The following is a 17517-nucleotide window of genomic DNA, read 5'->3' on the forward strand; positions in this document are numbered from 1 at the left end:
TCTCCTTATATTTCAGTAGGTTACCTAAAACATTTCACGATGCGGCACGTTCTTTCCCATCATGAGAAACGACCGTTGTGCCACGCACGCATGTATTTTTGCGGACCAAAACGTCTTTCCGCATCGTGAAATTGTGTGCAAGTGCTGTCGGCCGGTTCAGGCCGCCTTGCCCGCCTTGCCCAACTCCACGTCGGACACCAGCACACCGTCCTCGTCGACGTAGATCCAGTTGCCCGGGCGTACCACCGCCCCCGGCATCTGCAGCGCGACGTCGCGCTGGCCGCTGTTGCGCTTCTCGCTCTTGCGCGGATGCACACCGAGCGCGCGGATGCCGATCTCGCAATCGTTGAGCTCGACGGTGTCGCGTACATAGCCGTTCAGCACGATGCCGGCCCAGCCGTTCTTCTGGCCAAGCTGGCCCAGATTGCCGCCGACCAGCGCGCAGCGCGCGGAGCCGCCGGCGTCGACCACCAGCACCCTGCCCTGCCCCGGCGACTCAAGCGCCTCGCGCACCAGCGAGTTGTCCTCGAACACCTTCAGCGTCATGGCGGGACCGGCAAAGCGCGCGCGCCTGCCGAAGGCCTGCCAGCCCGGCGTCAGCACGCGCAGCGAGCCGTCGGCCAGGCGTGCCTCGTGATCGTCGCAAAGGTCGGTGGTGGCGAAATCCATGGCAATTCACTCCTCGATAGACAGGGGAAACGAAGGGGAAAAAGCGAAGGCGGGCGCGACGCCCGAATGCGCGCGTTGGTGCGGCGCAACCGGAGCATCATAGTGGAAAACCGCTTAGGGAAAAGGCGCAGGGCGCGCGGCCCGGCGCCTTACATCTGCTTGAACAGATAGGCGTACTGGCGCGCCACCGGCAGCGTCTCGGGACGGTTGCGCAGCTTCAGCGCGAGCCGCCCCAGCGACTGATTGACCGCGGCGGAGACGCAATCGATGTTGACCACCGTGCCGCGATGGATCTGCCAGAAGCGGTCCGGATCGAGCTGCTGGGTCAGCTCGCGCAGGCTGGTGCGGATCAGCGCCTCGCCGCTGTTCGATACCACGTTGACGTACTTGTCGGTGGCCTCGAGGTAGATCACCTCGTCGACCGGGATGATCCGCACTTCCTGGCCGACCAGCGCCTTGATGAAGCGCAGATAGGGACCGCCGGTGCGCGCGATGGTGTCGCGGTCCAGCGCCTCCAGCCGGTTCAGCAACTGCTCCAGCCGTTCGCCTTCGAGCGCGCCCGCCGAGGCGTTGCCGTCCATCGTCTGCGGCGGCATCGCCAGCCGCGTCTTCAGCCGGTTGACGGTCGCCTCCAGCCGCTCGCGCTGGATCGGCTTGAGCACGTAGTCGACCGCGGCGCTTTCGAAGGCTTCCAGCGCGAACTGGTCGTAGGCGGTGACGAAGACCACCAGCGGCGCGCCGGGCTTGCCCAGCAGGTCGCGCGCGACCTCCATGCCGGTGATGCCGGGCATCCGGATATCGAGAAAGGCGACGCGCGGCGCGTGCTGGCGCACCGCCTCGAGCGCCGATACCCCGTCATGCACCGTCGCGACGATCTGCGCCTCGGGCCACAGGCTGGACAGTTCGGCGTGCAGCACGCGGGCGAGCAGCGGTTCGTCGTCGGCAATCAGCAGGGTCGGCGTCATCGTGGCATCGGTGGCAGTCGATCGTGGATCATCGACGGTACGCGAAGGAAATCGGCGACCGTCAGCGCTAGCGGGTCGGGCGGCGGCAACACGGTCCGCAGCCCGCGAATTCGGTTCAGGATCGCGGGACGACCGAAGCGGCCGAGCCGGCCGGAATCGGCGGCACCGGTACCGCCGGCGCGGCACCGCCCTGCGCTGCCCCGCAACTGGTGGCAGGCGCGGGGACGCCCGGTGCACCCTGGGCGGCCGGCTTGCGCGTCACGGGCACGGTCAGCCGCACCACCACGCCGCTGGGCACGTTCTCCTCGATCTGCATCGTGGCCGCCGCGCCGAAGATGCGCGCCAGGCGTTCGCGCACATGGGTCAGTCCCAGGCCCGAGCCCTTGGCCGGGGCCTGCGCGAAGCCGACGCCGGTATCGGCGATCGACACCTGCACGGCATTTTCGCCCTGGGCGCGCGCCGACACGGTGATGCGCCCGCCCGCCATGCACGGTTCGATGCCGTGCGTGACGGCGTTCTCGACCAGCGGCTGGATCAGCATCGGCGGAATCTCGACCTCGGCCAGATCGTCCGGCAGATCGAACCGATAGGACAGCCGCTGGCCGAAGCGCAGCCCCTGGATATCGAGATAGCTGCGCAGCAGCGCAAACTCCTGCTGCAGCGTGCATTGCTCGGCGCGGGTATGGGCCAGCGAGCGCCGCAGGAAGCCGATCAGCCCCTGCAGCAGCTTGCGCGCGGCGCGCGGATCGGTGGCGATCAGGCCGTCCAGATGGGCCAGCGAGTTGAACAGGAAGTGCGGTTCGATCTGCGCCTGCAGCGCCATCAGCTGCGCGCGCACCAGCTGCTTCTCGGCCTCCTCGCGCTGCAGCGCGTCGAGCGCGGCCTGGCGCTGCAGGAAGGCCAGCCGTTCGCGCGACCAGTAGAAGTAGATCATGCTGGTGGCCGCCAGCATCCCGACCACCAGGCACATCCGCAGCATGTCGTTGGCCTCTTCCATCGACTTGGGCGGCAGGTCCATCACCATCCGCGTCGCCCAGCTGCCGAACAGCACGCCGAGCGGCACCGCCGCGATCGCCAGCAGGATGAAGGGCCAGCCGGCCGGGCGCTCGTTGCGCCAGATCACCACGCGCGGAATATCGATCAGCGCCCAGATCGACAGGCCGATCAGCTGGCTATAGACGAAGTTCTTCAGGAAGGTGCCGCCGGTCTGGAAGCCCCAGGTCAGGCTGACCGCGATCACGCCGTTCATCACGAGCACGAACACCAGGTCGCGCGCCAGCAGGGTCAGGCGGGAGGGAATGGCGTGGGTGAAACAGCGGTGCGTCGATCTCATGTCGCCTCCGTCCTTCCACCGCCACCTCGGCGACGCGGGTGTGGGGAGGGACTGTTGCCTCATTCTAGCCGCCGCCTGCCGACGTTCCATGCGGCAGTGCGGCCCCCACCGCGGCATTCGCCAACTGTCAGGCGGATCGCACGCGGCACGGGATGGCCGGCGATGCGGTGCAGCATGGCGCGCGGCCGCTGCATCGGATCGCATCCCGTGTCCGTGCGCGTAATGTAACCCGGGTGGCGGCGCGAATGAAACCCGGATGCGACGAACGGGCGGCCGGCGGCGCGAAGGGGCCGCTGCCGGGCTCGAACCGAACGCGGCGGGATCCATGTATGACGAGACGCAGCAGAGTGCAACCGCGGCGAACGCCCGGCGCAGAACCATGCCGGCATGCGGCAGCGCCGCGATGCTTGCGGCATGGCAGTCCCTGTGGGTGTTCTCCCTCTCCCGCTGGCGGGAGAGGGGCCGCGGGAGAGGGCAGCCGCGTTGGCAACCGCCTTGGCAACCGCGGCGGCAACCGCGGCGGCGAACGCCTACGCGGCCTCGGCCGTCAGCGCCCCCAGGCTGCCGCCTTCGGCCAGCGCGTTGCTGACCGCCTGCTCCGACAGCTGCGGCGCGAACAGCTGGATGAAGGCATGCGCGTAACCGCGCAGATAGGCGCCGCGCCGCACCGCCACGCTGGTGGTGTTCGGCGCGAACAGATGGTCGGCCGAGATCCGCACCAGGCCGCTGTCCTTGCGCGCGTCGTAGGCCATCGACGCGATGATGCCGACGCCGAGGTCGAGCTCGGCATAGGTCTTGATCACGTCGGCGTCGAGCGCGGTCAGCACGATCTCCGGCTGCAGGCCGGCCTGCGCGAACGCGCTGTCGATCTTGCGCCGGCCGGTGAAGCCCGCGTCGTAGGTGATGATCGGAAAGCCGGCCAGATCCTCCAGCGTCGGCTCGGGCAGCCGCGTCAGCGGATGGTCCGGCGCGACCACCAGCACGTGGCGCCACGTGTAGGCGTCGAACGCGGTCAGCGACGGCTCGCTGGCCAGCGCCTCGGTAGCGATGCCGATATCGGCCTGTCCCGACAGCAGCAGCTCGACGATGTGGTTCGGCGAGGCCTCCTGCAGCGCCAGCGTGACGTGCGGGTAGGCACGCCGGAATTCGGTGACGACCTTCGGCAGCGCATAGCGCGCCTGCGTATGCGTGGTGGCGACCGTCAGCCGGCCCGTATGGCGGCCGGCGAATTCGTCGCCGGCCTGGCGCAGGTTCTCCGCCTCGAGCAGCAGGCGCTCGACGATGCGGACGATCTCGCGGCCCGGCGCGGTCAGGCCGGTCAGCCGCTTGCCGTAGCGCTCGAAGATCTCGACGCCGAGCTCCTCCTCCAGCTCGCGGATCTGGCGCGACACGCCGGGCTGCGAGGTGTACAGCGCGTTGGCGACTTCGGTCAGATTGAACTGGCGGCGCACCGCCTCGCGGATCGATCGCAGTTGCTGGAAGTTCATCGGGACGCTCCTGCCTGCTCACCGGCGAACACGCGCATGCGCCGCGGCCGCGCCGCCAGCAGCTCGCCCTCGCGATAGCCGTCGCGCTGGAAGCGTTCGAGCGGCAGCACCACCTCGATCAGCTCGCGGTTGTCCTCGCGCTCGAGCTCCAGTTGCGCGACCGGCCCGAGCGCCAGCGCACGCCGCAGCGTCGCGACGATGCCCTCGGCACCGGGCGCATAGCGCTCGAGCTCGACGTCGTGCGGGCGGACGTAGCCGATGGCCTCGGCGCCTTCGGCCTGCCCGGCCTGTTCGATCGAGCCCGCGCCATCGCCGCCGACGCTGCCCGACAACGGCAGCAGCGCCGCCCCGGTACGCAGCGCCCCGCCCTCGGCGCCGCGCTCCAGCCGTCCGTGAATGCGATTGACATGGCCAAGGAAGCCGAACACGAACGGCGTGGCCGGATGCTCGTAGACCGCCTGCGGCGAGCCCACCTGTTCGACGCGGCCGCGCTGCATCAGCACCACGCGGTCGGCGACTTCCAGCGCCTCCTCCTGGTCGTGCGTGACGAAGACGCTGGTCACATGCAGCTCGTCGTGCAGGCGCCGCAACCAGCGCCGCAGTTCCTTGCGGACCTTGGCATCGAGCGCGCCGAACGGCTCGTCCAGCAGCAGCACGCGCGGCTCGACCGCCAGCGCGCGGGCCAGCGCGATGCGCTGGCGCTGGCCGCCCGACAGCTGCGGCGGATAGCGATCGGCCAGCCAGTCCAGCTGCACCAGCTCCAGCAGCGCGCGCACCCGCTCGCGGATCTGCGCCTCGCTCGGCCGCTCGCCGCGTGGCTTGACGCGCAGGCCGAAGGCGACGTTCTCGAACACCGTCATATGGCGGAACAGCGCGTAGTGCTGGAACACGAAGCCGACCTGCCGCTGGCGCACCGGCTGCCCGGTCGCATCCTGGCCTTCCAGCAGCACCTGCCCGCGGTCGGCGCGCTCGAGCCCGGCGATCACGCGCAGCAGCGTGGTCTTGCCGCAGCCGGACGGCCCCAGCAGCGCGGTCAGTTCCCCTTCCGCGAAATCGAGCGTGACGTCGTCCAGCGCGACGAAATCGCCGAACTGTTTGTGCAGATGCCTTACCTGAATGCTCATGATGTCCATCCCAAGCTGTCTTGCGGGTCGGCCGCCGCGGCGGGGCCGCGCACCTTGGCGGGCTGCGCGGCGGACGCCGATTCGTCGGCGAACGCCGCGGCCTTCGCCGGCACGGCGAGGGCCGACGCCGCCGGCAGCGCGGCCGGCACGCCTTCCTCGTTCGCCTCGCCCGACTCGCGCCGCGTACGGAATTCGACCAGCGTCTTGATCGCCAGCGTCAGCAGCGCCAGCAGCGTCAGCAGCGAGGCCACCGCGAAGGCCGCGACGAAGTTGTATTCGTTGTAGAGAATCTCGACGTGCAGCGGCATCGTGTTGGTCAGCCCGCGGATATGGCCCGACACCACCGACACCGCGCCGAACTCGCCCATCGCCCGCGCATTGCACAGGATCACGCCATACAGCAGGCCCCAGCGGATATTGGGCAGCGTCACGCGCCAGAAGGTCTGCCAGCCCGACGCGCCGAGCACGATCGCCGCCTCCTCTTCCTCGGTGCCCTGCGCCTGCATCAGCGGAATCAGCTCGCGCGCGACAAAGGGAAACGTCACGAAGACGGTCGCCAGCACGATGCCCGGCACCGCGAACAGGATGCGGATATCGTGCTCGGCCAGCCACGGTCCGAACCAGCCCTGCGCGCCGAACAGCAGCACATAGATCAGGCCCGAGATCACCGGCGACACCGAGAACGGCAGGTCGATCAGCGTGGTCAGCAGGCTCTTGCCGGGGAATTCGAACTTGGCGATGGCCCAGGCCGCGGCAACACCGAATACCAGGTTCAGCGGCACGGCGATCGCCGCGACCGTCAGCGTCAGCCGGATCGCGGACAGCGCGTCCGGCTCGACCAGCGCGCTCCAGTAGGCGTTCAGGCCCTGGCGCAGCGCCTCGTAGAACACCGCGGCCAGCGGCACGAACAGGAACAGCGTCAGGAACAGCGCGGCGATCGCGACCAGCGTGCGGCGCACCCACGGCGCCTCGGCGGTGGCGTCATGCACCGGCGTCACCGGCAGCGCGCGTGCCGCGCCCAGCGGAAGAGAGCCGGCCATCTCAGAAATCTCCGGCCGCGGTCAGCGAACGCAATGCGCCCGCCGCATCGTCGTCGCGCGCCTGTGCCGGGGCCGGGCGGCCGCCGTTCTGGCGGCGCCGGGACCAGGCCTGCAAGCCGTTGATCAGCAGCAGCAACGCGAACGAGATCAGCAGCATCACCACCGCCACCGCGGTGGCGCCGGCATAGTCGTACTGCTCGAGCTTGGCGTAGATCATCAGCGGCGCGATCTCCGACACCATCGGCATGTTGCCGCTGATGAAGACGACGGAGCCGTACTCGCCGGTGGCGCGCGCGAAGGCCAGCGCAAACCCGGTCAGCAGCGCCGGCGCGATCGCGGGCAGGATCACGCGGCCAAAGGTCTGCCAGCGCGTCGCGCCCAGGCTCGCCGCGGCCTCTTCGAGCTCGCGCTCCAGTTCCTCGAGCACCGGCTGCACCGTGCGCACGACGAACGGCAGGCCGATGAAGGTCAGCGCGATCACCACGCCCAGCGGGGTGAACGCGACCTTGATGCCAAGCGGCTCGAGCCAGCGGCCGATCCAGCCGTTGCCGGCGAACAGCGCGGTCAGCGCGATGCCGGCCACCGCGGTGGGCAGCGCGAACGGCAGGTCGACCAGCGCATCGACCAGGCGCCGGCCGGGAAAGCGGTAGCGCACCAGCACCCAGGCCACCACCAGGCCGAACACGGTATTGACGATCGCTGCGATCAGCGAGGCGCCGAAGCTCAGCTTGTAGGCGGCCAGCACCCGCGGCGCGGTGACGATGGCCCAGAAGCTGTCCCAACTCAGCGTGAACGCCTTCAGAAAGGCGGCCGCCAACGGGATCAGCACGATCAGCGTCAGGTACAGCAGCGTGAAGCCGAGCGACAGGCCGAAGCCCGGCAGCACCGTATGGCGGGCGCGCAGCGGTCCGGGCAGCCGCCGCGGAAAGGTCGGCGCCGCTGGCACGGTATCGGTCAATGGCAAGGTGGCAGGCATGGTGTCGGATGCGAAGGCCGGCGAACGCGACGATGCGCGCCACGTGGGGCGGGCGCTCGGCGTGCGATCGACGTGCAATGGGCGCCGCCGGCGCGCCTGTGCGCGCAACCGGCAGCGGACCAATAGATTGTGCAGAGCAGCGCTTATATCCAGAACGAATATTTACGCATGTCTTTAGTCGATTCAGATATATGGGACGGTCGGGACCACTTCCAGTCCGGCTTCCCATGCAGTGCCGTGCCTGGCATGCGAGGGGGCGGCACCGCGTGCGTCGATCCTCTGCAGCAGCGTGCCCAGCAATCCCAGCCCCTCCGGCCAACGGCCGAGACCCGAATCCGCGTTGATGTGACCGAGGCTGCCCGCGTCGTGCAGCTCGCTGCCCCACAGCGTGCCCCAGGTAAAGGCGGTGCGCTGGGCCATCCACGGGTCGTTGCGGCTCGCCACGACCAGCGTCGGGAACGGCAGCCGGAACGTCGGGAGCAGCGGCGCGACGCCGAACTTGTCGGGGTCGGCCGGGGCGACCAGCAGGGCGCCGGCGATGCCGTCGGGGTCGTTCGCCGCCTGCCGCAGCGTCGCCAGGCAGCCGAAGCTGTGGGCGACCAGCACCGCGCCGCGCGGCGCGACCCGCCGCACCCGCGCGACCGCGTCGCCGACGCGCTCGGCCCACAGATGCAGGCTGGGGCGCGACCAGTCGCGCTGTTCGACCCGCTGCCAGTCGGGAAAGCGGCGTTCCCAGCGGCTCTGCCAATGCTCGGGACCGCTGCCGTGCAGCCCCGGTACGGTCAGGATGCCGAGCCCCGACGGGACCTCGAGCTCGATTTCGGCGGCATGGGACGGCAGACGCGACGTCATCTCGGTTCCTCCTGGTCGTCGTGGTGGGAATCGGGGCGCCGTGAGTCGGGGTGGCGCAAGTCCGGGTGGCGCACATCGCGGCGGTGCGGGTCGGGACGCTGCGAGTCGGGACGGCACGACAGTGGCCCCGCGCGCCGCAGTTCGCCCGGGCCGAGCGTCGCGCCGGCATGGGCCCCCTGCCCCAGTTCGATGCCCGCCGCCTGCAGCCGCAGCGCGGTTTCGGCGCTGTCGAGCCGGCGGCCGATCAGCGTCACGCCGGCATCGGCGGCGCTGGCCCGCAGCCCCGCCAGCTGGCGGTCGGTCCACAGCCGGCCCATATCGAGCTTGAGCCAGTCCGGCCGCGCCTGCGCGATCAGCACGCCCGCCTCGGCCGGATCGGACGCCTGCAGGCTGACGGCAAAGCCGTTGCGCCGGTAGTTGCCGACCACTTGCAGCAGCAGCGGCAGATTGTCGTTGGCGCTGGCCGGCACCTGGATCACCAGCTGCGACTGCGGCAGGTCCAGCGCCTGCACCGCGCGCCGGAACGCGGCGCCATGGTCGTCGGCCACCGCCGCCAGCAGCCGGTTGTGCACGTTCAGCACCAGCCGGCCCGTGCCGCCCGCGGCCACGTAGTTGATCGCATGCAGCAGCCGCGACAGCCGGTCGAGCGCGACCAGCGAGGCGTCGTCGGCTGCCAGTGCGAACAGTTTCCACGCGGCCAGGCCGGGCTGCTCGCCTGCGTACGTCCGGATGGTGCCCTCATGGCCGATCACGCGGCGGTCGGCCAGCGCGATCAGCGGTGCGAACGCGCTGGTCAGCGAGCAATGGTGGAAGCGCCCCTGCACCTGGCCGCGGGCGTCGCGCCACAGCGAATAGCCGGGCTCGGGTCGCGCCGGCAGCGCCTCCAGATAGCGGGCCAGCGCGGACGGAAGCGGCAGCGCGCCGGCCGATTCGAACCGCGCGGCGGCGCACCGGTCGAGATCCCGTTGGTCGCCCTCTTGTGCGAGTGGCCGTCCATCGGCGGGGGCGCGGCGGGCGAGCGTGCCACGTTCGGTGCCACGTTCGGTGCCACGGTCGGTGCCGCGTTCGGTGCCAGTTTGGGTCATCAACGCTCCCGCTCCCCCGCGGCTCAACGGCGGCCAGGCTGGTAGACCTGGTCGAAGGTGCCGCCGTCGGCGAAGTGGGCCTGCTGCGCCTTCTGCCAGCCGCCGAACACCTCGTCGATCGTGAACAGCTTGACCTTCGGGAAGGCCGACGCGTATTTGGCGGCCACCTTCTCGGAGATCGGCCGGTAGTAGTTGCGCGCGGCGATCTCCTGGCCCTCGTCGGTATAGAGGAATTGCAGATAGGCCTCGGCGGCGCGGCGCGTGCCGCGCTTGTCGACCACCTTGTCGACCACCGCGACCGGCGGCTCGGCCAGGATCGACACCGACGGCGCGACGATGTCGAACTTGTCCGGACCCAGCTCCTTGATCGCCAGCAGCGCCTCGTTCTCCCAGGCGATCAGCACATCGCCGATGCCGCGCTCGACGAAGGTCGTGGTCGCGCCCCGGGCGCCGGAGTCCAGCACCGGCACGTTCTTCAGCAGCTGCGCGACGAAATCGCGTGCCTTGGCTTCGTTGCCGCCCGGCTGGCGCAGCGCATAGCCCCAGGCCGCCAGATAGTTCCAGCGGGCGCCGCCGGAGGTCTTCGGATTGGGCGTGATCACCTGCACGCCCGGCTTGACCAGGTCGCTCCAGTCGCGGATGGCCTTTGGATTGCCCTTGCGCACCAGGAACACGATGGTCGAGGTATAGGGCGAGGCGTTGTGCGGCAGCCGCTTCTGCCAGTCCGGCTTGATCAGGCCCTTCTGCGCGACCGCATCGACGTCGTAGCCGAGCGCCAGCGTCACCACGTCCGCCTCCAGCCCGTCGATCACCGAGCGTGCCTGCTTGCCCGAGCCGCCGTGCGACTGGCGGATCGTCACGTTGTCGCCCCCCCTGGCCTTCCAGGCCTTGGCAAAGGCGGCATTGACGTCGACATACAGCTCGCGCGTGGGGTCGTAGGATACGTTCAGCAGGGTCGTCTGGGCATGCGCGACACCGGCCACGCCGGCAAGGGACAACACTGCGGCCGCAATGGCCAACTGGCGAATCATCTTCAAGGGCTCCCGTCCGTCGGAAAAAATGAGGCTGGCATGCGCGACGGCATCCGTGGGCCATCGCGACAGCATCGAGGCTACCGGCGGGCAAGGCGACAAGGAACGAATGGTTTCGCCGATCCAAGCACGTTTTTCGCATAAGGCCGCGGGGCGGCCGTGCCTCGGGCAACGACAGGGGCAATGGCGGGGGCAATGGCGGGGGCAATGGCGGCCGTGGCGGCGATGGGGCCGGGCCGAGCGCCCCAAAAGAAAAAACCCGCGGTACGGGAGCACCGCGGGTCAAGTTTCCAGCAAGGAAACGGGTAGACAGTCATGAAGTGCGCCCCCGCAGCTTCATGACTGGGTCGATGTTAGGGCCATGGAAAGGAGAGCGACTTGATGCAGGTCAAGAAACGCGCACCGATCGGCGTACTCCCTCTCCCCTTCAGCGGGAGAGGGTCGGGGAGAGGGAGGTGGTTTCAATCCACAGTGGCATAACGAGAGCCGCTTGCCCTCTCCCCCGCCCCTCTCCCGCAAGCGGGAGAGGGAAACCCGAACCGGACCGTCAGGCTTCAGGAATGCAGGCGCTTGCCGACTTCACGGGACCATTGCGCGAGGGCGGCGGCTCCCGTCTTGCCATGAACAGTGGCCGGAATCGCATGCAGACGCAAGCCAAGCGCCGCGACAATCCTCAAGACAGTCGCAAAGTCAGCGGCCGACTTCGTATTCAGAACCTTGCCGAGCGCGTCGACGGACAGACCGGCGCGTACTGCCACATCGTGAAGGCCCTTCGCACGAACGATGTCACCCAGCGCCGCGATCACCAGCTCGGGATCCTGCTCCTCGAGACAGGCCTCCAGATACAGCGCCATCTGGCGATCCGTCTTGAGGTGATCGGCAACATCAAAGATTCGGGGTTTTGCGGTCATTTCCTACTCCAGATGCAGGCGAGCAAGGCGCAACGAAAAACGCCGGGCCAAGGCCCGGCGTCTTCATGTGGCGGCATTCGCCGAAACGACTGTCGCCCTGCGGGTCAATGCACCACCCGCCCAAACGTGAACTCCCCATCCCGGTAGTCCACCGGCACGACATCCTTGGCGGCGAACTTGCCCTCCAGGATCAGCCGCGCGACCGGGTTTTCGATCTGCTGCTGGATCGCGCGCTTCAGCGGGCGGGCGCCGAACACCGGATCGTAGCCCGCGCTGGCGATGCGCTCGAGCGCCGCGTCGCTGACCTCCAGCGCCATGTCCATGCGGGCAAGACGCGCCTGCAGCCGCTGCAGCTGGATCTTCGCGATCGACTCGATGTGCTTCTGGTCGAGCGCGTGGAACACCACCACTTCGTCGATGCGGTTCAGGAACTCGGGCCGGAACTGCGTCTTGACCTCCTGCCACACGGCGCCCTTGACGGCCTCGTGCGGTTCGCCGCTCATCTGCTGGATGATCTGCGAGCCCAGGTTCGAGGTCATCACGATCACCGTGTTCTTGAAGTCCACGGTGCGGCCCTGGCCATCGGTCAGCCGGCCATCGTCGAGCACCTGCAGCAGCACGTTGAACACATCCGGGTGGGCCTTCTCGACTTCGTCGAGCAGCACCACGCTGTACGGCTTGCGCCGTACCGCCTCGGTCAGGTAACCGCCCTCCTCGTAGCCGACATAGCCCGGCGGCGCGCCGATCAGCCGCGACACGCTGTGCTTCTCCATGAATTCGCTCATGTCGATGCGGATCAGGTGCTCCTGCGAATCGAACAGGAACTCGGCCAGCGCCTTGCACAGCTCGGTCTTGCCGACGCCGGTCGGACCGAGGAACAGGAACGAGCCATACGGCTTGTTCTCGTCGGCCAGGCCCGCGCGCGAACGGCGGATCGCGTCGGACACCAGCCGCACGGCCTCGTCCTGGCCGACCACCCGCTTGTGCAGATAGTCCTCCATCGCGATCAGCTTCTCGCGCTCGCCCTGCATCATCTTGGCCACCGGAATGCCGGTTGCGCGGCTGACCACCTCGGCGATCTCCTCGGCGCCGACCTGCGTGCGCAGCAGCCGGTTCGGCTGCTTCTGCTCGCTGGCCTCGGCCGCGGTAGCGGCCTTGAGCTTGCCTTCGAGCTCCGGCAGCTTGCCGTACTGCAGCTCGGCGACCTTGTCGAGCTTGCCCTCGCGCTGCAGCCGCGCGATCTCGAGGCGGATCTTGTCGATCTCCTCCTTCAGCGCGGCGGCGCCCTGGGCCGCACCCTTCTCGGCCTTCCAGATCTCGTCGAGGTCGGCGTACTCCTTCTCGAGCCGCTCGATCTCCTGCTCGATCAGTTCGAGCCGCTTGCGCGAGGCCTCGTCGGTTTCCTTCTTGACCGCCTCGCGCTCGATCTTCAGCTGGATCGTGCGGCGCTCGAGCTTGTCCATCTCCTCCGGCTTGGAGTCGATTTCCATCTTGATGCGCGCGGCCGCCTCGTCGATCAGGTCGATCGCCTTGTCCGGCAGGAAACGGTCGGTGATATAGCGGTGCGACAGCTCGGCCGCGGCGACGATGGCCGGGTCGGTGATCTCGACACCGTGGTGCAGCTCGTACTTTTCCTGCAGGCCGCGCAGGATCGCGATGGTCGCCTCGACCGACGGCTCGTCGACCAGCACCTTCTGGAAGCGGCGCTCGAGCGCGGCATCCTTCTCGATGTACTTGCGGTACTCGTCCAGCGTGGTGGCGCCGATGCAGTGCAGCTCGCCGCGCGCCAGCGCGGGCTTGAGCATGTTGCCGGCGTCGATCGCGCCCTCGGCCTTGCCGGCGCCGACCATCGTGTGGATCTCGTCGATGAAGACGATGGTCTGACCCTCGTCCTTGGCGATGTCCGACAGCACGGCCTTGAGCCGTTCCTCGAACTCGCCGCGATACTTGGCGCCGGCCAGCAGGCCCGCCATGTCGAGCACCAGCACGCGCTTGTTCTTCAGCGTTTCGGGGACTTCGCCGTTGACGATGCGCTGCGCCAGGCCCTCGACAATCGCGGTCTTGCCGACGCCAGGCTCGCCGATCAGCACCGGGTTGTTCTTGGTGCGGCGCTGCAGGATCTGGATCGCGCGGCGGATCTCGTCGTCGCGGCCGATCACCGGATCGAGCTTGCCCAGGCGGGCGCGCTCGGTCAGGTCGATCGTGTACTTCTTCAGCGCCTCGCGCTGGGCCTCGGCATCGGCGCTGTTGACCGACTCGCCGCCGCGTACCGCGTCGATCGCCGCCTCCAGCGACTTGCGGCTCATGCCATGCTCGCGCGCGATGCGGCCGGTCTCGCCCTTGTCGTCGGCGACCGCGAGCAGGAACAGCTCGCTGGCGACGAACTGGTCGCCGCGCTTGATCGCCTCCTTCTCGGTGGCGTTGAACAGCGCCGCCAGCTCGCGGCCGAGCTGGACCTCGCTGGTGCCCTGCACCTGCGGCAGCCGCTTGATGGCGGCGTCCAGCGCGCTGGCCAGGCCGTTGATGTTGACGCCGGCGCGCGAGAGCAGCGCGCGCGCCGAGCCGTCGTTCTGCGCCAGCAGCGCGCGCAGCAGGTGCTGCGGTTCGATGTATTGGTTGTCGTTGCCGATCGCCAGGGTCTGGGCATCGGCCAGCGCTTCCTGGAATCGGGTAGTCAGTTTGTCAAGACGCATAGGGAAATCCTCACTGGGATACGTGTCCCGAGGCGGCCCCAGCGGCGCAGTCATTGCGCATCGCGTCGTCGGCCGGCAGGACACCGGATGTCACTGCCGAAGATAGGGCTTTGCCGTGACATTTCAAGACGAAACGATGCGTATTTGATGTGGCGCAAGCAGCGCGCCATTGGACGGATCAGGAAGGAACCGCGGTCTGGCGGCCCTGCGCGAGGCCGCCGGCATCGCCGGCAAGCTTGCGCTCCAGGTTGCGGACCAGCACCAGCGCCTCGCCCTGCAGCACCACCCTGCCATCCTCGCCCGCGATGTCGGTAGCCAGGTTGACCAGCTCCTTGTCGGCGCGCAGCCGCACGATCCTCACCGAGGCCCGCAGCGGCTCGCCCAGCCGGGCGGCCGCGCGCAACCGCAGCGACTGCTTCATCCAGCCGGTGCCGCGCCCCGGCAGCCGCGTGCCGAGCAGGTCGGAGAACATGCCGGCCAGCAGCGGCAGCGGCACCACGGCGCCGTCGAAGCCGCGGCGCCTGGCCAGCGCCGCGTCGGCATACAGCGGATTGGCGTCCCCGCTCAGCGCCACGTACTCGTCGAGATCCGCCCTCTCGAAGGCGCGCACCGCGTCGGCCTGCTGCCCGGGCCTGAGCTGGTACAGCGCCGCATCGCCGGAGACCGCCGCATCCGCGCCGCCTGCACCGGACACGAGCGGCCCGGCCAGCGCGGCCGCATCGGGTTCGAGCAGCAGCTCGGCGTCGCCGCTCGCGGTGACCGGCGCCTGCGCGTGCGGCAGCGCACGGCCGCCGCGCTGCACGCAACGGATCGCGGTGCGCAGCGCGACGCGGCCCGCCGCCCCCTCCCCCGGGGCCAGTTCGGCCACCACGCCGTCGCCGACATAGGTCGGCTGCGGAAACATCAGCGTCTGCGCCAGCGGCAGCACCGGACCGGCTCTCCCTCTCTGCATCTGCGCGCACAGCAGCGAGAACAGCAGCATGCCGTGCGCGACGGTGGCACCGAAATGGGTGCCGCGCGCGAACGCCGGATCGCAGTGGATCGGATTGTCGTCGCGCGACAGCCGCGCGAAACGATCGAAGTCCTGCTGCGTCAGCACGCGCGGCGCGGACGGTACGGCGGGCCCGGAAGGCTGGGAAGGCTGCGGGATGGCCATCGTCACTGCGGGACCTCGACGATGCCGCCGGTGACCTCGATGCGGTCGCCGGCGGCGGGGTTGGCGGCAAAGCCGGGAACGTTGGACGGCTGGATCGCCGGCGCCGGCGAGTTCGGCGTACCACCGCGCGGCACCGTGCGCACCACCTGCGACGGCGGCAGCGGCGTGCCGTTGCGCAGATGGTCGTACATCGCGTCGAGCGCGCGGTTCAGGTACAGATGCAGCGGCACGTAGCGGTTGCCATAACCGGGCACCAGCGCATTGAACGCGTCGAAGTGCTGGGCGTTGGTCACCTCGACATACGACAGCCGGCTCGCCGCGCCCTCGCGCTGCCGGTTCAGCCCCAGGTACGGGCGCGAGGTGTGGTTGACCGGCAGCAGCGCATCGTCGCGGCCGTGCACGATCAGCGCCGGCTTGCCGCGCAGATTGCCGTTGCGCAGCGTCAGCCGCTGGCCGACCTGCAGCGCGAGGGCCTGCGGCGAAATGCCGGTCACCAGATCGCGCAGGCAGCGCGCGCCCGCGGTGTTGGCGTCGTCGACCGGCGAGCCCGGCGAGCGCGACAGCAGATCCCGGCGCGGTCCGCGCGGATCCAGGTCGTTGATCAGCTGCACGCCCGACGACGGCGGCACGCCGTTGCCGGTCGCGAACATGTTGGCCATCTGCGCCTGCGTCACCGGCGCCGGTTCGAACGCCGCGTTGATGCCGCTGAAGCTGTAGCCGCACAGCCGGTCCGTCACGCTGGCGCGCGACAGCGCATTGGCATAGGTCACCGCCACCGCGCTGGAGACCTCAAAGAAGCCCAGCGAGGCGTGCAGCACCGCGGACTCCGGCTCCCAGCCGTAGTCGCGCAGCGCCTGCTGGGCGCTGGCGGCCTGCTCGGCCAGCGTAGCGCCCTTGACGATGCCGGCGCTGGCCAGCGCGGCGCAGCGGTTGGCCGGAATGGTGCCCAGCGTCGCGTAGAAACCGACCGCGGGCGCCTGCGCGTTGGCCGGGTCCTGCGCCGCGCACAGCTGCAGCAGGTTGGCCATCGTCGTGTAGTCGTACAGCGTGCGGCCATTGACGGCCACCGGCGTGCCGCCGCGCCGCACGGTGATGCCGGCGTCCTGCGGCATGTTCAGGTTCGGCTCGCTGACCGCGACGCCGTCGATCAGGCCCTGCACGTCGGCCTCCGCCGCGGCGACCGCGGCGCCGCCGCCATTGGACAGGCTCGAGGCGATCACCAGCAGCTTGTCCTTGTCGATGGTGCGGCGGCGCTGGCCGTCACGCATCTCGCCATGCCGGTCGTTGATCGCCCAGAGGCCGAATTCGATCGCCTGCAACGTGAACAGGCCCCAGTCCTTCTCGGGATTGCGCTGCGAATGCGCGTGCTTGAAGGCGAGCCGATGCGGCGCCGCGGCGATGAAGGCGGCGCGCGCGTTGTCGTCGATCGGCGCGGCGAAATGCGCCTCGCGGCCGGCGGCGGCGCGGCTGGTGCGGGTGCCGTCGATCAGCGCGACGGTGTCGTTGGCGAGATCGTGCGGCGCGGCGCCGGTACCCTTGTCGGTATAGGCCACCGCGCAGCCGCGCTTCAGGCCCCATTCGCCGGTAGAGATACCGCCGTAGACGCCGCGCGAGCCGGACGACGTGGCGGTGATCAGGCACGGCCGCGCGGGATCGAAGCTGGCCGGGATCTGCACCATCATCGTAACGTTCTGCCGGCCGCTGCCGTCGTCGGCATAGGCCAGATACTCGACGCCGGGGATCTTGCCCTGGCCGCCGGTGACGTTGCCCTGCGCGTCGACGTTGGGCCCGTACAGCGTGCCGTAGCCGCCCGCGGCGCTGACATCGACCAGCGCCTGGTAGTTGCTCCAGATCGCGTAGCGGCGCAGCTCGGTGCGGGTCGGCGCGTTCGGATCGGCCGGCAGCGGCGCGGTGCCGGCCAGTCCGTCCTTGCCGAGCCCGGCGGTCAGCAGATCGTCGGCGTTGCCGTCGTAGTCGTGCACCGTCAGCGAGCCGATATAGGCGGGGCGCTGGTTGACCGGCGCGCCATGGTCGTCGTCATCGTCGGAGCCGCAGCCAACGAGCGCCATGCAGGCCAGCGGAATCAGCAGCGGAACCAGCGGCGTCCGCCCTGCCGATCCTGCCCTTGCCGTGGCGCGGCCGCGCCGCTGCCCTGCCGCTTCGCTTCGGTGTGTCTGCTGCATCGTGGTCTCCTT

Annotated in this window: 14 protein-coding genes; all 14 read right to left on the reverse strand. The window is 69.4% G+C overall.

The features are described 5' to 3' along the window. Positions 1 to 156: 156 nt before the first annotated feature. The gene (gene rraA, locus M1D55_RS18385; RefSeq protein ID WP_064577132.1) at positions 157 to 669 is read right to left on the reverse strand and encodes a ribonuclease E activity regulator RraA; all 513 of its coding nucleotides are present in this window, start codon (positions 667 to 669) and stop codon (positions 157 to 159) included. Between the two features lie 149 nt (positions 670 to 818). Continuing rightward, positions 819 to 1634 carry a LytR/AlgR family response regulator transcription factor gene (locus M1D55_RS18390; protein ID WP_006576214.1) on the reverse strand — a complete coding sequence of 272 codons (816 nt, stop codon included), beginning with the start codon at positions 1632 to 1634 and terminating at the stop codon, positions 819 to 821. Between the two features lie 115 nt (positions 1635 to 1749). Beyond that, positions 1750 to 2967 carry a sensor histidine kinase gene (locus M1D55_RS18395; RefSeq protein ID WP_232206890.1) on the reverse strand — a complete coding sequence of 406 codons (1218 nt, stop codon included), beginning with the start codon at positions 2965 to 2967 and terminating at the stop codon, positions 1750 to 1752. 530 nt (positions 2968 to 3497) lie between these two features. After that, positions 3498 to 4454, reverse strand: coding sequence for a CysB family HTH-type transcriptional regulator (locus M1D55_RS18400; RefSeq protein WP_232206891.1), 957 nt, complete (start codon positions 4452 to 4454; stop codon positions 3498 to 3500). Then, a complete protein-coding gene (locus M1D55_RS18405; protein WP_456281499.1) occupies positions 4451 to 5578 on the reverse strand; it encodes a sulfate/molybdate ABC transporter ATP-binding protein in 1128 nt (375 codons plus the stop codon). The genes M1D55_RS18400 and M1D55_RS18405 overlap by 4 nt, the downstream gene beginning before the upstream one ends. Next, on the reverse strand, positions 5575 to 6618 hold the full coding sequence (cysW, locus tag M1D55_RS18410) for a sulfate ABC transporter permease subunit CysW (RefSeq protein ID WP_456281500.1): 1044 nt from the start codon (positions 6616 to 6618) through the stop codon (positions 5575 to 5577). Before cysW ends, M1D55_RS18405 begins: the two co-directional genes overlap by 4 nt. A 1-nt stretch (position 6619) precedes the next feature. Beyond that, a complete protein-coding gene (gene cysT, locus M1D55_RS18415; protein ID WP_456281501.1) occupies positions 6620 to 7594 on the reverse strand; it encodes a sulfate ABC transporter permease subunit CysT in 975 nt (324 codons plus the stop codon). A gap of 183 nt (positions 7595 to 7777) precedes the next feature. Continuing rightward, positions 7778 to 8446, reverse strand: a complete 669-nt coding sequence (locus M1D55_RS18420; RefSeq protein ID WP_456281502.1) for an RBBP9/YdeN family alpha/beta hydrolase — start codon at positions 8444 to 8446, stop codon at positions 7778 to 7780. Continuing rightward, the gene (locus M1D55_RS18425; protein ID WP_082928693.1) at positions 8443 to 9363 is read right to left on the reverse strand and encodes an EAL domain-containing protein; all 921 of its coding nucleotides are present in this window, start codon (positions 9361 to 9363) and stop codon (positions 8443 to 8445) included. The genes M1D55_RS18420 and M1D55_RS18425 overlap by 4 nt, the downstream gene beginning before the upstream one ends. 191 nt (positions 9364 to 9554) lie before the next feature. Continuing rightward, entirely contained in the window at positions 9555 to 10562 is a 1008-nt protein-coding gene (locus M1D55_RS18430) for a sulfate ABC transporter substrate-binding protein (RefSeq protein WP_006578991.1), read from the reverse strand. Positions 10563 to 11116: 554 nt separating this feature from the next. Next, positions 11117 to 11473, reverse strand: a complete 357-nt coding sequence (locus M1D55_RS18435) for an addiction module antidote protein (protein ID WP_456281503.1) — start codon at positions 11471 to 11473, stop codon at positions 11117 to 11119. A 104-nt stretch (positions 11474 to 11577) separates the two neighbouring features. After that, the gene (gene clpB, locus M1D55_RS18440) at positions 11578 to 14166 is read right to left on the reverse strand and encodes an ATP-dependent chaperone ClpB (protein WP_064577136.1); all 2589 of its coding nucleotides are present in this window, start codon (positions 14164 to 14166) and stop codon (positions 11578 to 11580) included. Positions 14167 to 14344: 178 nt separating this feature from the next. Beyond that, on the reverse strand, positions 14345 to 15322 hold the full coding sequence (locus tag M1D55_RS18445) for a MaoC/PaaZ C-terminal domain-containing protein (RefSeq protein ID WP_456281504.1): 978 nt from the start codon (positions 15320 to 15322) through the stop codon (positions 14345 to 14347). A gap of 2 nt (positions 15323 to 15324) precedes the next feature. Continuing rightward, on the reverse strand, positions 15325 to 17505 hold the full coding sequence (locus M1D55_RS18450) for a D-(-)-3-hydroxybutyrate oligomer hydrolase (protein ID WP_456281505.1): 2181 nt from the start codon (positions 17503 to 17505) through the stop codon (positions 15325 to 15327). Between the last annotated feature and the right edge of the window lie 12 nt (positions 17506 to 17517).

The sequence above is a fragment of the Cupriavidus sp. JZ107 genome, assembly GCF_053903255.1.

Bases quoted from the DNA above. Each gene is read 5' to 3' on its own strand.
- rraA (WP_064577132.1), bottom strand. From the start codon at position 669: ATGGATTTCGCCACCACCGACCTTTGCGACGATCACGAGGCACGCCTG.
- M1D55_RS18390 (WP_006576214.1), bottom strand. From the start codon at position 1,634: ATGACGCCGACCCTGCTGATTGCCGACGACGAACCGCTGCTCGCCCGC.
- M1D55_RS18395 (WP_232206890.1), bottom strand. From the start codon at position 2,967: ATGAGATCGACGCACCGCTGTTTCACCCACGCCATTCCCTCCCGCCTG.
- M1D55_RS18400 (WP_232206891.1), bottom strand. From the start codon at position 4,454: ATGAACTTCCAGCAACTGCGATCGATCCGCGAGGCGGTGCGCCGCCAG.
- M1D55_RS18405 (WP_456281499.1), bottom strand. From the start codon at position 5,578: ATGAGCATTCAGGTAAGGCATCTGCACAAACAGTTCGGCGATTTCGTC.
- cysW (WP_456281500.1), bottom strand. From the start codon at position 6,618: ATGGCCGGCTCTCTTCCGCTGGGCGCGGCACGCGCGCTGCCGGTGACG.
- cysT (WP_456281501.1), bottom strand. From the start codon at position 7,594: ATGCCTGCCACCTTGCCATTGACCGATACCGTGCCAGCGGCGCCGACC.
- M1D55_RS18420 (WP_456281502.1), bottom strand. From the start codon at position 8,446: ATGACGTCGCGTCTGCCGTCCCATGCCGCCGAAATCGAGCTCGAGGTC.
- M1D55_RS18430 (WP_006578991.1), bottom strand. From the start codon at position 10,562: ATGATTCGCCAGTTGGCCATTGCGGCCGCAGTGTTGTCCCTTGCCGGC.
- M1D55_RS18435 (WP_456281503.1), bottom strand. From the start codon at position 11,473: ATGACCGCAAAACCCCGAATCTTTGATGTTGCCGATCACCTCAAGACG.
- clpB (WP_064577136.1), bottom strand. From the start codon at position 14,166: ATGCGTCTTGACAAACTGACTACCCGATTCCAGGAAGCGCTGGCCGAT.
- M1D55_RS18445 (WP_456281504.1), bottom strand. From the start codon at position 15,322: ATGGCCATCCCGCAGCCTTCCCAGCCTTCCGGGCCCGCCGTACCGTCC.
- M1D55_RS18450 (WP_456281505.1), bottom strand. From the start codon at position 17,505: ATGCAGCAGACACACCGAAGCGAAGCGGCAGGGCAGCGGCGCGGCCGC.